Source organism: Agrobacterium leguminum (assembly GCF_015704895.1).
GTDB lineage: Bacteria > Pseudomonadota > Alphaproteobacteria > Rhizobiales > Rhizobiaceae > Agrobacterium > Agrobacterium leguminum.
Genome location: NZ_JADQWB010000011.1, coordinates 102,155 through 115,509 on the forward strand (window position 1 = coordinate 102,155; position 13,355 = coordinate 115,509).

Genomic DNA, 13,355 nt, shown 5'->3' on the forward strand with positions numbered 1-13,355 from the left:
CATCGTCGGAAGTTTGAAGCCACTGTGCTTGCGAAGGCGGATTATGTATGGTCGATCAAATCGGTCCGACCAAGACCGGATCGTACAAGCTCTACGCCCGAAAGCCACCCGCATGCGTCACGTCGTGTTCGCCCTGTCCGTCTTCCTCTGCGCCGCCACTGTCACCGAAGCGGCGGCGATAACGCGCCCTCCGGCGGCTTCCGCCGGCAATGTCATTCTGGCGCAATCTGTCATTACCGAAGACGATGGCTCGGATTATTATTCCGGCCGCAATCGCGACCGCCAGGGCCGCGCCCGTTTCGTCTGCGTCATCACCCCGCCGGAGAGCGCCAATCGCCGTCGGCCCTATGTCTGCCCCATCGAGCGGGGTCGTGTGGGCGGCGCCTGCCGCTGCTCGGGTGTGGTCGGTAACGGCACGGTCGATACGGCCTGGTGACTATTTCTCCAGCGTCGCCACCGCTTCCACATGCGGCGACCACAGGAACTGGTCGACCGGCGTGACGCGGGTGATGCGATAGCCGCCTTCCGTGAGAATGGTAAGATCGCGCGCAAGCGTCAGTGGGTTGCAGCTCACCGCAACGATCTTCTTCACTGTGCTGCGGGCCAGTTCCTTGCACTGGAATTCCGCACCGGCGCGCGGCGGATCGAACACGACTGCATCGTAATTCTTCAGTTCGCTTGTCATCAGCGGTCGGCGGAAGAGATCGCGTTTCTCGACGCTCACCGGTTTGAGGCCCTGCGTGTTGCGGGCGGCAAAATCCAGCGCCTTCAGCGGCTTGTCTTCTGCTTCCACCGCATGCACCTTGCCGATGCGTGCGAGCCTCAGCGCGAAGGTGCCGGAACCGCAGAAGAGATCGGCAATGCGCTTCGATTTGCCGATATGGGCAAGCACCAGCTCGGCCATGGCGTCTTCCGCCTGCTTCGTCGCCTGCGTGAAGCTGCCGGCCGGCGGGGAAACCGCAACGCCGCCGAATTCGATGATCGGCTTTTGCGGTTCGATCAGAATTTCACCTGAGAGCGAAACACGGGCAATGCCGCGCATGGCAAGCACCGTTTCCGTGAGTGTGCGCCGCTGCTTGTCACTGACCGACTTGATGCCCTCAACCGAAATATCGAGACCCGAGAGCGTTTCGAGAACGGTGATGCGGAACGGTTCGGCATTCGCCACCATGGAAAGCCCGATGGCGCGAATGGCATCCAGCCGCGAGACGATGCCGGGCGAGGTGACGGGACATTCCTCGATAGCGACGATGTGATGGCTGTTCGCCTGGCTGAAACCGAGCAGCAGACCCTTTTCCGTCTTGCGGGCGGCAAACACCGCGCGGCGGCGCTCGCCGGGGCGACAGATGACGAGATCGTCCACCGGCGGCGTCAGGCCCTTTGATTTCAGTGCCGAAACCACCAGCTCCCGCTTGTAGGCATGGTAAGGTTGATCGGAAAGATGCTGCAGCGAACAGCCGCCGCAGGTGCCGTTCTTGCCATCGGGGCCGAAATGGCGGCAGGCCGGTTCACGGCGCTCCGCCGAGGCCTCCGTTATCGACATGACGGTGCCGTGATCTTTCACCTTCGCAATCGCGACCGTTTCGCCGGGCAGCGCGAAGGGCACATAGACCGGGCCGTCGGGACAGTGCGCGATGCCGTCGCCCTGCGCGCCGAGGCTCTTGATGGTGACGGTCTGTGTGCTCATGGCTTTTCGCCTCCGAGAAGAAATTCGATGTTGCCGTCGCCGCCGGAAATCGGCGAGGGAATGAGGCCGAGGCTTTTCCAGCCCATGTCCTCGGTCAGCCAGCGTTCCAGTTCGGCGGCCACGGCAGGCGCCGTTTCCGGTTCTTTCAACAGTCCGGCCTTGCTGATGGCGTCACGCCCCGCCTCGAATTGCGGCTTCACCAGCAGAACCGCGAGAGCGCCGGTTTCCGCAAGCTCGAGTGCCGGCGCAAGCGCAAGCTTCAGCGAAATAAAGGACACGTCGGAGACGATGAAGCCGATGGGCCGGTCATCGATATCTTCCGCCGTCAGGAAGCGCGCATTCAGCCCTTCCAGATTGGTCACGCGCAGATCGTTCTCGATTCTGGCATGCATCTGCCCGTGGCCGACATCGATGGCGGTGACGTGTTTTGCGCCGCGCTCCAGCAGTACCTCGGTGAAGCCGCCGGTCGAAGCGCCGACATCGAGACAGTCATGGCCCGACGGGTCGAGCCGGAAATGATCGAGCGCGGCCACGAGCTTCAGCGCTGCGCGCGAAACATAGGCCTGCGCCGGATCGCTGATGGCGATTTCGGCATCGCCGGCGACGGTCTGGCTCGGTTTGGTGACGATTTTACCGTTGACGCTCACGGTGCCGCGTGCAACCGCGTCGCGCGCACGCGAGCGGCTGGCGAAGTGGCCGAGCGACACGAGAAGCTGGTCAAGCCGTTCATTTTCAGATGTTTTGGACATGGTCCCGTGTCAATGACCGCCAAACCCCGCCGATGCAAGCGATTTATCGCTGAAAGGGACCGACGATGCCCGCTGTCGCCCATTGATGTTGCACCGCAAAGTCAGAATGTTCGATTAATCCAATATAAAGGCTTGTATTGCACTTTGTGCACAAGGCCCGTGCGGCCACCGGAACCTGCCATGACGGCATCTCCTCCCATCCACAAAATTGCGGCCGTTGCAGCGCAGACGCTTGCTTCGAGGCATCGGGTCGCCGAGAGAGTTTGCGATGTCGCTTAAAAACCTCCCCATCAATCTGAAGCTCATAGCCACCTTCTGTGCCTTGATGAGCGTGTGCCTGCTCGCTTCCGCGGTCGTATTCTGGCAGACGCTGGGGAGCGAGCGTGTCACGATCGAAAACAACCGTACCAAGGATATCATCCAGGCCGTGGATGGCGCGACGGCAGCCATGCTGGAACAGGCCGTCAATCAGCGTGGCTTCCTGCTGTTTCGCAGCGACAGCACCTATAACGATGTATTCGCCCAGCGCGACCTGATGCTGAAGAAGCTCGATGAGGCCCGCGCGCTGGCCGTCGGCCGGCCGGACATTCTGACATCCATCGACGACATGCAGAAATCCGCCACCGTGTTCTTCAAGGAACTGGCGGAACCGCAGATCGCCGCACGCAAGACGACCGAAGCGCCGATTTCCGAAATCATCGAAATCGGCCGCAATCAGGCCAAGGGCCAGCTCGATGGCTTCCGCGCCTCCGCCGCCAAGATCAAGGAGCAGTTGAACGGCCTGTCCGCCGCTTACGCGGCAGAACAGCAGGCAGCCGCACTGAACCTGAAATATGCGCTTCTGGGTGGCGGCGCTGTCGCCGGTCTTCTGGCCGTTGCCCTCATCTGGGCGTTGTCGCGCTCCATCGTCACGCCCATCGTTGGCATGACGGCGGCGATGAGCAGGCTCGCCGATGGCGATCTGACGACGGAAGTTCCCGCCACGGATCGTGGCGACGAAGTCGGCAAGATGGCGAAGGCCGTTCTGGTCTTCAAGGAAGCCGGGCTGGAAAAATCCCGCCTTGCCGGCGAGACCGATCGCATGCGCTCCGCGACGGAGGCTGAACGCCGCCGCAACGAGGAAGAAAAGGCCAAGGACGAGGCCGCCAGCGCTTTTGCCAGCGCCGAGCTTGGCAAGGGCCTTGCTGCTCTCGCGGATGGCGATCTTTCCTATCGCATCGAGACGCCTTTTGCGCCTGCCATCGATCCGGTTCGCGTGAATTTCAACAGCGCCGTCGAAAAACTCCAGCAGGCGCTGCGCACCGTCGGTGAGAACGCAGCCGCGATCAATGCCGGTGCTTCGGAAATGCTCTCCGCCGCCGACGACCTGTCGCGCCGCACCGAACAGCAGGCGGCCTCCATCGAGGAAACCGCCGCAGCGCTGGAAGAAGTCACCACCACGGTGCGCGATAGCGCCCGCGGCGCGGAAGATGCCGGCAATCTGGTCCAGCGCGCTCGCGCCGGTGCGGAAAAGTCCGGCGTCGTGGTCCGCAAGGCTGTTGCCGCCATGCGTGAAATCGAGAAGTCTTCGGGCGAAATCGGCAACATCATCGGTGTCATCGACGATATTGCCTTCCAGACCAACCTGCTGGCCTTGAACGCTGGCGTCGAAGCCGCCCGCGCCGGTGATGCAGGCAAGGGCTTTGCGGTGGTTGCGCAGGAAGTCCGCGAACTCGCCCAGCGTTCCGCCAATGCCGCCAAGGAAATCAAGACGCTGATCGGCGCTTCCAGCCAGCAGGTGGAAAACGGCGTCAATCTGGTCGACGAGACCGGCAAGGCTCTGGAACTCATCGTGGCGGAAGTCGAAGAGATCAATGCCCATGTCAGCGCCATCGTTGTCGCTGCCCGCGAACAGGCGACCGGCCTGCAGGAGATCAATACAGCCGTAAACACCATGGATCAGGGCACGCAGCAGAATGCCGCCATGGTGGAACAGCAGACCGCCGCCAGCCATTCGCTGGCCCGCGAAGCGGAAGCGCTGAACAGCCTGCTCGGCCAGTTCAGAATGGATGGCGCACGCGCTGCCGTTGCCAGCGCCGGCGGCTATTCCGCGCCGCGCCAGTCTTCCGCCAGGCCTGCCTTCCAGCCCGCGCCGGCCGCACCGGCCCGCAAGGCTCCGGTAAAATCGGCCTCCGCAACCGCAAGGCCTGTCGCCTCGCCGGCCCGTGCGCTTGGCCAGAGCCTCGCCCGCGCCTTCGGTGGTGCTGCCGAAGCACCGGCTGCCAAGGATCAGGACTGGACGGAGTTCTGAACCGGGCTTTCAGATTGAACCTATGGATTGGGGGCCGAAAGGCCCCCTTTTTGCATCGGTCATTTCAAACGGGAAACGCCACTTAGAGTTTTTTGCTTTTCTTCGAATCGCGCAAACACTCTAACTCTTTGTTTTGGCGCATTTCCGGACGGAAAGCCGGGGTCCACTTTTCCTGGAAATGTTCTATGTGCCCTGTAGCCGGAACATCCGCGCAAAGAACAGCTCGTCCGACAGGCGGTGAAGCAGGGCGGCAATGCCGGCGGTCGCGGCAATGGCGAAAACAAGCCGCCCGGCGAGAATGCCATAGACATCCGCGCCAAGCGACATCACCACGAGCGTGTCCTCGATCACGCTATGGGCAAAACCCATGAACACGCAGGACAGAAACACCTGACGTGGTGATATCGTCCCCGATTGCGCCTCGCGGATCAGGAAGCCGGCGCCGTAGGAAATTCCGAGGAACAATCCGATGGCGGTGAGATATTCGGCCTCGCCGCGAATGCCCGCAAGACGCAGCAGGGGCGAGAGCGCTTTCATCATCAGCGCCAGAAGGCCGGTCAGCCTGAGGATTTCAAGGCAGAGGGAAAGAGCAAGCAGAATGACGAGCATCCAGACCATGGTTTCCCCGAGGCCGAGGAAATAGGCGGTCCATTCAGGCGTGGCGCTCATCGCAATCCAGGCGGGGTTTACCGGGCCTGACAGCCATCCCATCGCCTCCAGAACGTGATGCAACATGAAGGCATAGAGCAATCCGCCGCCGACGCGCAGCGCCGTGGTGACGATCATGCCCGGTCCCGCCTTTTCAATGATCTTCTGTTCGATGGGCAGGCCATGGGCGAACAGGATGAGTGCCGAAAAAACGGTGATATCCGCAACGGTGAGCGACGATGCGGGCACAAGGGTGAAGATGAGCGGCACCGCACCCCATATGCCGACCAGCATTGCTGTCAGCCAGGCAAGACCAAGTTCCGGCGGCAGCCCGATGAGGTTCATGACCGGCGCAAAGGCAGGCGCCACCGCCTCGATCGTGCCCATCCTCGACAACAGCTCGGTCAGAATGGCAATCGGAACCGTGATCCGCACAAGCACCCAGTAGATCGCAAGCGTTTCCCGCGTTTTTTGCCAGACGGGCAGGAAAAGTGACATGTGAGGCTCCCTGAAGGTTGTTCCCATTCACTAATCCCGGCGCGTTCGCATTTGCGGTCAAAGATTGCAGTTTCATGCAATTTTATTGCAAATCTAGTGGCGGGCGATATGCTGCCGGCATGGATCGGATCGACCGGAAACTTCTGAACCTTTTGCAGAACGATGCGTCGCGCACCAATGTGGATATGGCCGATGAAGTCGGGCTGTCTCCATCCAGTTGCCTGCGCCGCCTGCAGCGGCTGCGCAAGTCTGGCGTGATCGACCGCATCGTGGCGATCCTCAACCCCGCAAAGGCGGGGCGGGTTATCAAGGCTCTGGTGACGGTGGAGCTGAAATTGCACGGCGAGCAGCATATGCGCCGCTTTCTGGATATTGCGAGCGCCGAAGAGGCCGTGTCGCAGGCCTATGCCGTCACCGGCGCAACCGATGTCGTGCTGATGTTGCGCCTGCGGGATATGGAAGAATTCGACGCCCTGTGCGACAGGCTCTTCCGCGACCAGCACAATGTCGCGCGCTTTGTCACCATGGTCGTCATCAAGACGGCGAAAGAGGAAACGGCCATCAGGCTTTAACCGGAGCCCTTCGCGGTTTTCCAGAAAGGTAATTTTCAGATGGCGCCTCGTGTTAAGCTGCAAATTCTGGACGGTTCATATGGGATAGCCCGGCTTCATGCGTCCGAAGCCGTTCCGACATGGGCCGATGGCGGTGGATTTGTCAGCATCACCCGGACCGATGACGAGCTTTCCATCGTCTGCCGGGCGGATCGCATACCGCATGATGTGCGGGTCGATGCGGGTTGGTCGTGTTTCAAGTTTCAAGGCCCGTTTGCCTTTGATGAGACCGGTATCGTTTTGTCGGTCATCGCGCCGTTGTCGACCAATGGGATAGGAATATTCGTGGTTTCGACTTTCGATGGCGACCATCTGCTTGTGAAGTCGAACGATCTGGAGAAAGCGCTCGACCTGCTGGCAAATGCAGGACATTCACTCGTTTAGAAATCCATTTCGCCACGACGTTTTTTGAAGAGGTGCATTTTGAATAGTGAAATCGAACTGCCGGTACAAAAGCAGCTTGAGGCCTACAATGCCCGTGACATCGATGCCTTTATGCTCTGGTGGGCGGATGATTGCCAGTATTACGCTTTCCCGGCGACGCTTCTGGCGGGAAGCGCGGCAGAGATTCGGGAGCGCCACATCCAGCGCTTCAAGGAACCGGATCTCTATGGGAAACTGCTGACGCGCATTGTCGTTGGCAATGTCGTCATCGACCATGAAACGGTCACCCGCAACTTTCCGGAAGGAAAGGGAGAGGTCGACGTTGCCTGCATCTATGAAGTTGAAAACGGCAGGATCGCCAAGGCCTGGTTCAAGATCGGTGAGCCGCGGATATTGTCGCGAAAATCCTAGCGCGTGCAAAGGGTGCGTGCGCGACTTTCCCTTCGTCCATGTCGCTATGCGGCGTGATCCGCCCGCATGGGGTGCCAGACGGAAATATCGCGCGGGACGTCGAGAAGCTCGGGCAGGGCATCGTGCCATGCCTGCCGATAGGGCCGGTGAATCTGAACGTCGATGACGTCCTGATGGTCGCTCCAGGTCTCATGCAACAGGAAGCGGTTCTCGTTTTCGCCATCCCGGTGCAGGGTTGCGTTCACGAAGGTCTTTTCGTGCCGCATGGCGTCGAGCAGCGCATTCAGCAATTCGAGAAAGCGCTCGCGCTGGCCGGGGCGGACCTGAAAGCCGATGAGATAGGTGGTGTGCACGGGTCTTACTCCTCGGTGCCTTGCATCAGTGCTTCGCGGGTTGCCGCATCGGCGGGGTAGAAACATTCCAGCACCAGTTCGGACAGCGTGACGTCTGTGGCCGTTCCGAAAACCGTGGTGGTTGAAATGAAGCTCAGGACTGCGCCCGATGACGGATCGCGAAGCTGGAGCGGTATAGCCAGCGGATCGGCCCCGGCCGCATGCGGCGGGACCTTTGGCGCAGGATAGGCCGCAAGCTCCGCATGCAGCCGGGAAAGCACCTCGTCTCCCGTCTCTTCGACCTGACGACGCAGGCGTTCCAGCAGGTGATGACGCCATTCGGCAAGATTGACGATGCGCGAACTCAGGCCCAGCGGATGCAGGCTCAGCCTCAAGGCGTTGAGCGGCGGGCGAAGCAGCTCCTCGGAAACGCCGGCCAGAAGCGACGTGATCGCCCCATTGGCGAGAACGACGTTCCAGTGCCGGTCAACGGCAAGGGCGGGAAAGGGCATATGCCCGTGCACCACGGTTTCGACCGCCTGCCGGGCCGCCGCCATATCGGGCGCATCCATCGGCCGTTCGGAATGAACAGGCGCATAACCGGCCGCCAGCATCAGCCGGTTGGCGGCGCGGGCGGGCATGGAAAGCTGCTCGGCCAGTTTCGCGAGCATCTCGCGGCTGGGGGATGATCGCCCGCTTTCCACGAAACTCAGATGGCGCGCGGAGATATCCGCCTCCATCGCCAGATCGAGCTGGCTCAACCTGCGGCGCGCACGCCATTCCTTCAGCACCTGGCCGACATGTTCTCGATGATGTGTCATGCCCGCAGCCTAGCAGAAGAGAGCGGCAATGCGATTACCTCTGAGGTAATTGTTCCGCTTCCCGACCGCCGGCATGTTTGGGCCGTCAACCAGAAGGAGCGCAATCATGACGCAGCATCTCGCAATCGCCGAAACCTATCTCGCAGCCTGGAACGAAGAGGACAATGAACGCCGCAGGCATCTCGTCGGTCAGGCGTGGGCAGAAAATACGCGCTACGTCGATCCGCTGATGCAGGGCGAGGGGCAGCAGGGGATTGCCGCGATGATCGAGGCGGCGCGGCAGAAATTTCCGGGATATCGTTTCGTGCTCACAGGCACCCCGGACGGCCACGGCAATTTCACCCGTTTCTCATGGCGTCTGATTTCGCCTGACGGAGACGATGTCGCTGGCGGAACCGATGTCGTCAGCCTGAATGTCGAGGGACGGATCGAAAACGTTGTCGGTTTTCTCGACGGCGCTGCATCCTGAGGCAGAGGCGGGATCGTCCCGCCTCCTGTCCCGGCAATCGTGTCAGCCGGCGAAACCGACGCCGGCCTGACGCTGGCCGAGCGCATTGAACACGGTGGAAACGATGCCGGCCCGGTCAAGGCCGGCATTGGCATACATGGTCTCGGGCTTGGCCTGTTCCACCCACTGGTCGGGCAGCGTCAGCGTCCGGACCTTGGGGCCATGGTCAAGCAGGCCGGCGCTCGCCATGAAATGCAGCACATGCGCGCCGAAACCGCCGACGGAGCCTTCTTCGATGGTCACCAGAACCTCGTGATGGCTGGCCAGCTGGCGGATGAGATCGAGATCGAGCGGCTTGGCGAAGCGCGCATCGGCAACCGTGGTGGAAAGGCCGGCTGCTTCAAGGTCTTCGGCCGCCGCCAGGCATTCCGCCAGCCGCGTGCCGAAGGAGAGCAGCGCAACCTTGGTGCCCTCCTTGATGATGCGGCCCTTGCCGATCTGAAGAATCTCACCGCGTGCGGGCATCTCGACGCCCACGCCTTCACCGCGCGGGTAACGGAAGGAAATCGGGCCTTCGTTATAGGCCGCCGCCGTGCGCACCATATGTTTCAGCTCGGCCTCGTCGGCCGCCGCCATCACCACCATGCCGGGCAGGGTGGCAAGGAACGTCGTATCGAAGGAGCCGGCATGGGTCGGCCCATCCGCGCCGACGAAACCGGCGCGGTCGATGGGGAAACGCACCGGCAGGCTCTGGATCGCCACATCATGCACCAGCTGGTCGTAACCGCGTTGCAGGAAGGTGGAGTAAAGCGCGCAGAACGGCTTGTAACCATCCGCTGCAAGTCCGGCCGCAAAGGTGACGGCGTGCTGTTCGGCAATGCCGACATCGAAGGTGCGGGTCGGGAAAAGCTCGGCCATCTTGTCGAGGCCGGTACCGTTCGGCATGGCGGCGGTGACGCCGATGATCTTGTCGTCGAGAGTGGCTTCCTGGATCAGGGCTTCGGCAAAGACGCTGGTATAGCTCGGCGCATTCGGCTTGGCTTTCGCCTGCGCGCCGGTGATGACATCGAATTTGTTGACGCCGTGATATTTGTCGGCTGCGGCTTCCGCCGGCGCATAACCCTTGCCCTTCTGCGTCACCACATGGATGAGGACGGGGCCTTTCTGGTTGTCGCGCACATTGCGCAGCACCGGCAGCAGGTGATCGAAGGAATGACCGTCGATCGGGCCGATGTGATAGAAGCCAAGCTCCTCGAACAGCGTACCGCCGGTCACGTAACCGCGCGCATGGGTCACGGCGCGGGTAATGGCGCGGTCGATAGTCTTGCCGAGATAGGCTGTCAGTTTCTTGCCGAAATCGCGGAAACCCATATAGGTGCGGCCGGAGGCAAGACGCGCCAGATAGGCGCTCATTGCGCCCGTCGGCGGCGCAATCGACATGTCGTTGTCATTGAGGATGACGATCAGCCGCGCATCGAGCGCGCCGGCATTGTTGAGCGCTTCGAACGCCATGCCCGCCGACATCGAGCCGTCACCGATCACGGCGATCACCTTACGATCGCTCTGATCCAGACCCGCCGCCACGGCCATGCCGAGACCGGCGGAAATGGAGGTGGAGGAATGGCCGGCGCCGAAATCGTCATAGTCGCTTTCCGCACGACGCGTGAAACCGGAAAGCCCGCCTTCCTGCCGCAGCGTGCGAATGCGGTCGCGCCGGCCGGTCAGGATTTTATGCGGATAACATTGGTGGCCGACATCGAAGATCAGCCGGTCTTCCGGCGTGTTGAAGACCTTGTGAATGGCAATCGTCAATTCCACCACGCCAAGGCCGGCACCCAGATGGCCACCGGTCTTCGACACGGCGTCAATCATCTCGTCGCGCAGTTCCCGTGCCAGTTCCGGCAGGTCGCGATCGTCGATCTCCTTGAGATCGGAGGGGAAATTCACCCGGTCGAGCAGTGGGGTCTGGGGCATTCCGGTCAATCGTTCGGCCTTTTCTCGTGGTCAGCAGGGGGCGCCGGAGCGTCTTTCATCGGGAAAGCCGACGGTCCATTCCTGCATGTCGTACACTTCTATAGAATTTCAACCTTCCGGCAAAGGGACAAACTCTTCTTCGTCGCCGGGAACGATATCGAAGCGTCCGGTTCTCCACTCCTGTTTGGCCTGCTCTATGCGTTCTTTTGATGACGAAACGAAGTTCCACCAGATGTAGCGGCGCTGATTGAGCGCCGCCCCGCCGAAGATCATGATGTGACAGCCATTGCTGCCGGCCTGCAGCGTGATGTCGTCACCCGGCCGGAAGACGAGCAACTGGTCGGCGGCGAAGATATCGCCCGCCACATCCAGCGAACCGGACAGAATATAGATCGCCCGTTCCTCATGATCGGCGGAGAAGGGAAATTTCACCCCCGGTTCCAGCGTCAGGTCGACATAAAGCGTATCGGTAAAGGCCGAAACGGGGGAGGTGAGGCCTTCGAATTCGCCGATCACCACGCGGCCGGTAGCGCCCTTGATATCGATCAGCGGCATGTCTTCCCTGGCCGTGTGGGCAAAGGCAGGGTCGATTTCTTCCATATGGTCCGGCAGGGCAAGCCATGTCTGCAGGCCGGACATGGACAGCGGGTGGCCGCGCAGGTTTTCCGGCGTGCGTTCCGAATGCACGATGCCGCGCCCGGCCGTCATCAGGTTGATATCGCCGGGGCGGATGACAAGCTCGGTGCCGAGACTGTCGCGATGCTTGATTTCGCCGTCGAACAGATAGGTGACGGTGGAAAGCCCGATATGGGGATGCGGTTTGACGTCGAGCGCCTCACCGGCCTTCAGGATCGCCGGGCCCATGCGGTCGAAAAAGATGAAGGGGCCGACGAGACGCCGCTGCCGGGTCGGCAGGGCGCGGCGCACGGCAAAGCCGCCAATGTCGCTCGTGCGGGGAATAATGAGGTTCTCGATGGCGTCGCAGGCAAAAGCATCACCCGCGACGGGATCGTTACCGGGAAAAAAGGACATCGCAAGCTCCTCGTATCGTCTGGCGGGAGTTTAGCATAACGGAAGGAGAGGGGGAGTATCGGGATGTCGAACGCTGTGTTTGTGCATTGTCACCGGATGCGCGGGAGAGAATTGAACGCGGCTTGACCTACAGCCTCCCTCATTCCTGTGCTTGTCACAGGAATCCAGCCGACGCGCGTCTGCGCGGCGATAAGAGTCTTTTCAGCCCAAGGACTTGGTCTGGCTAGATTCCTGTGACAAGCACAGGAATGAGGAGGGAGAAAATCACTCCCCGTCGAGCGGCTCCACACCCTGCGGCTTGCCAGCACGATCGAGGCGAATCTTCTCGATTCGCTTTTCGGCAGCGTTCAACAGCGTTTCGCAGTGCTTTTTCAGGGCTTCGCCGCGCTCATAGATGGCGATGGATTCGTCCAGCGCCACATCTCCGCGTTCCAGGCGTGCGACAATGCTTTCCAGCTCGGCGACGGCTTTTTCGAAGGAATAACCGCTGACATCGGCTGTGTTGGCATTTTCCGTCATGTTCAACCCTTCATCATTCTCAAAATATGCATGGCTGCCGATTCCGCCAGCCCTTCCAGATCATAACCGCCTTCCAGCAGGCTGACGACCCGGTTCGATGTGTATTTATCCGCCATTTCCAGAAGCCGGCCCGTTGCCCAGTCGAAATCCTCGCCCACCAGATTGATCTGCGCCAAGGGATCGCGGTGATGCGCGTCGAAACCGGCGGAGATGAGGATGAGATCGGGTGAAAAATCGGCAATCGCCGGCAGAACCCGCGATTTGAAGGCCTCGCGGAAATATTCGCTGCCGGTGTTGGGCGAAAGCGGGGCGTTGACGATATTGTTCTTCACGCCGGTTTCGTTTTTGTCGCCGCTCCACGGGTAAAGCGGCATCTGGTGGGTGGAACAGAACAGCACGGAGGTGTCGTTCCAGAAGATATCCTGCGTGCCGTTACCGTGATGCACGTCCCAGTCGATGATGGCGACGCGCTCTGCGCCGTGCGCCTTCTGCGCATGGCGGGCGGCAATGGCCACATTGTTGAAAAGACAGAAGCCCATGGCCTTTGCGGTTTCCGCATGATGGCCGGGCGGGCGGGCCGCGACGAAGACATTGTCGGCAGCGCCGGTAAACACGTCATCCACCGCCGCCATGGCAGCACCTATGCCGGTTAGCGCCGCCTGCAGACTTTTCGGCGAGACGTAGGTGTCGGCCTCGACGCGGTTGATTTCGCCATCCTCTTGCGGGATCTGCCGCATGATGGCAAGCAGATGCTCCTCCGGATGCGCCAGCAGCACGGCATCCTCATTCGCCTGCGGCGCTTCTTTGCGTTCCAGCCGCTCGAAATTCGGGTGTTCGAGCGCGATGTTCAGCGACCGCAGGCGGTCCGGCCGCTCGGGGTGGCCGGATGGCGTGATATGCTCCAGGAAGATCGGATGTTCGTATAAACGCGTCGCCATTCTTTTCCTCCCG

General features: G+C 61.2%; 15 protein-coding genes. 6 read left to right on the forward strand and 9 right to left on the reverse strand.

The genetic code is table 11. The annotated features are described in order from the left end of the window. The first annotated feature begins 112 nt into the window (after nucleotides 1-112). Nucleotides 113-436 carry a hypothetical protein gene (locus I3J13_RS16815; protein WP_196379511.1) on the forward strand — a complete coding sequence of 108 codons (324 nt, stop codon included), beginning with the start codon at nucleotides 113-115 and terminating at the stop codon, nucleotides 434-436. On the opposite strand, the gene I3J13_RS16820 is transcribed toward I3J13_RS16815, so the two are convergent. Together I3J13_RS16820 and I3J13_RS16825 are read right to left on the reverse strand one after the other, a co-directional pair. Next, entirely contained in the window at nucleotides 437-1,687 is a 1,251-nt protein-coding gene (locus I3J13_RS16820) for a class I SAM-dependent RNA methyltransferase (protein ID WP_196379512.1), read from the reverse strand. It abuts the gene before it with no gap. Then, nucleotides 1,684-2,436 carry a TlyA family RNA methyltransferase gene (locus tag I3J13_RS16825; protein WP_059760801.1) on the reverse strand — a complete coding sequence of 251 codons (753 nt, stop codon included), beginning with the start codon at nucleotides 2,434-2,436 and terminating at the stop codon, nucleotides 1,684-1,686. Before I3J13_RS16825 ends, I3J13_RS16820 begins: the two co-directional genes overlap by 4 nt. Nucleotides 2,437-2,704: 268 nt before the next feature. Here I3J13_RS16825 and I3J13_RS16830 point away from each other — a divergent pair, with 268 nt between their 5' ends. Further along, the gene (locus tag I3J13_RS16830) at nucleotides 2,705-4,726 is read left to right on the forward strand and encodes a methyl-accepting chemotaxis protein (protein ID WP_059760803.1); all 2,022 of its coding nucleotides are present in this window, start codon (nucleotides 2,705-2,707) and stop codon (nucleotides 4,724-4,726) included. Between the two features lie 183 nt (nucleotides 4,727-4,909). On the opposite strand, the gene I3J13_RS16835 is transcribed toward I3J13_RS16830, so the two are convergent. Continuing rightward, on the reverse strand, nucleotides 4,910-5,872 hold the full coding sequence (locus tag I3J13_RS16835) for a nucleoside recognition domain-containing protein (RefSeq protein ID WP_196379513.1): 963 nt from the start codon (nucleotides 5,870-5,872) through the stop codon (nucleotides 4,910-4,912). Nucleotides 5,873-5,991: 119 nt separating this feature from the next. On the opposite strand from I3J13_RS16835, the gene I3J13_RS16840 reads away from it, so the two are divergent. Genes I3J13_RS16840 through I3J13_RS16850 form a run of 3 tightly spaced genes read left to right on the forward strand, consistent with a single transcriptional unit; the run spans nucleotide 5,992 to nucleotide 7,278 of the window. Next, entirely contained in the window at nucleotides 5,992-6,444 is a 453-nt protein-coding gene (locus I3J13_RS16840) for an Lrp/AsnC family transcriptional regulator (RefSeq protein WP_196379514.1), read from the forward strand. 39 nt (nucleotides 6,445-6,483) lie between these two features. Continuing rightward, entirely contained in the window at nucleotides 6,484-6,867 is a 384-nt protein-coding gene (locus tag I3J13_RS16845; RefSeq protein ID WP_196379515.1) for an ACT domain-containing protein, read from the forward strand. Nucleotides 6,868-6,906: 39 nt separating this feature from the next. Then, the gene (locus I3J13_RS16850; RefSeq protein ID WP_196379516.1) at nucleotides 6,907-7,278 is read left to right on the forward strand and encodes a nuclear transport factor 2 family protein; all 372 of its coding nucleotides are present in this window, start codon (nucleotides 6,907-6,909) and stop codon (nucleotides 7,276-7,278) included. 44 nt (nucleotides 7,279-7,322) lie between these two features. Here the strand turns inward: I3J13_RS16850 and I3J13_RS16855 are convergent, their stop codons facing one another. Both I3J13_RS16855 and I3J13_RS16860 read right to left on the reverse strand, forming a co-directional pair. Next, nucleotides 7,323-7,631 carry a putative quinol monooxygenase gene (locus tag I3J13_RS16855; protein WP_196379517.1) on the reverse strand — a complete coding sequence of 103 codons (309 nt, stop codon included), beginning with the start codon at nucleotides 7,629-7,631 and terminating at the stop codon, nucleotides 7,323-7,325. A 5-nt stretch (nucleotides 7,632-7,636) separates the two neighbouring features. After that, nucleotides 7,637-8,431: a helix-turn-helix domain-containing protein gene (locus tag I3J13_RS16860; RefSeq protein ID WP_196379518.1), complete on the reverse strand. Its 795-nt coding sequence runs from the start codon at nucleotides 8,429-8,431 to the stop codon at nucleotides 7,637-7,639. A gap of 106 nt (nucleotides 8,432-8,537) precedes the next feature. On the opposite strand from I3J13_RS16860, the gene I3J13_RS16865 reads away from it, so the two are divergent. Beyond that, entirely contained in the window at nucleotides 8,538-8,900 is a 363-nt protein-coding gene (locus I3J13_RS16865; RefSeq protein ID WP_196379519.1) for a nuclear transport factor 2 family protein, read from the forward strand. Nucleotides 8,901-8,942: 42 nt separating this feature from the next. Here I3J13_RS16865 and dxs read toward each other — a convergent pair whose 3' ends face one another. The 4 genes from dxs to I3J13_RS16885 all read right to left on the reverse strand — a co-directional run bounded on the left by dxs (nucleotide 8,943) and on the right by I3J13_RS16885 (nucleotide 13,342). Further along, complete coding sequence (gene dxs / locus I3J13_RS16870) at nucleotides 8,943-10,862, reverse strand: 1-deoxy-D-xylulose-5-phosphate synthase (protein ID WP_196379520.1); 1,920 nt, start codon at nucleotides 10,860-10,862, stop codon at nucleotides 8,943-8,945. A gap of 99 nt (nucleotides 10,863-10,961) precedes the next feature. Then, nucleotides 10,962-11,885: a pirin family protein gene (locus I3J13_RS16875; RefSeq protein ID WP_065654322.1), complete on the reverse strand. Its 924-nt coding sequence runs from the start codon at nucleotides 11,883-11,885 to the stop codon at nucleotides 10,962-10,964. A gap of 264 nt (nucleotides 11,886-12,149) precedes the next feature. Beyond that, entirely contained in the window at nucleotides 12,150-12,404 is a 255-nt protein-coding gene (locus I3J13_RS16880; RefSeq protein ID WP_003503059.1) for an exodeoxyribonuclease VII small subunit, read from the reverse strand. 2 nt (nucleotides 12,405-12,406) lie between these two features. After that, complete coding sequence (locus I3J13_RS16885) at nucleotides 12,407-13,342, reverse strand: histone deacetylase family protein (RefSeq protein WP_196379521.1); 936 nt, start codon at nucleotides 13,340-13,342, stop codon at nucleotides 12,407-12,409. Nucleotides 13,343-13,355 lie beyond the last annotated feature (13 nt).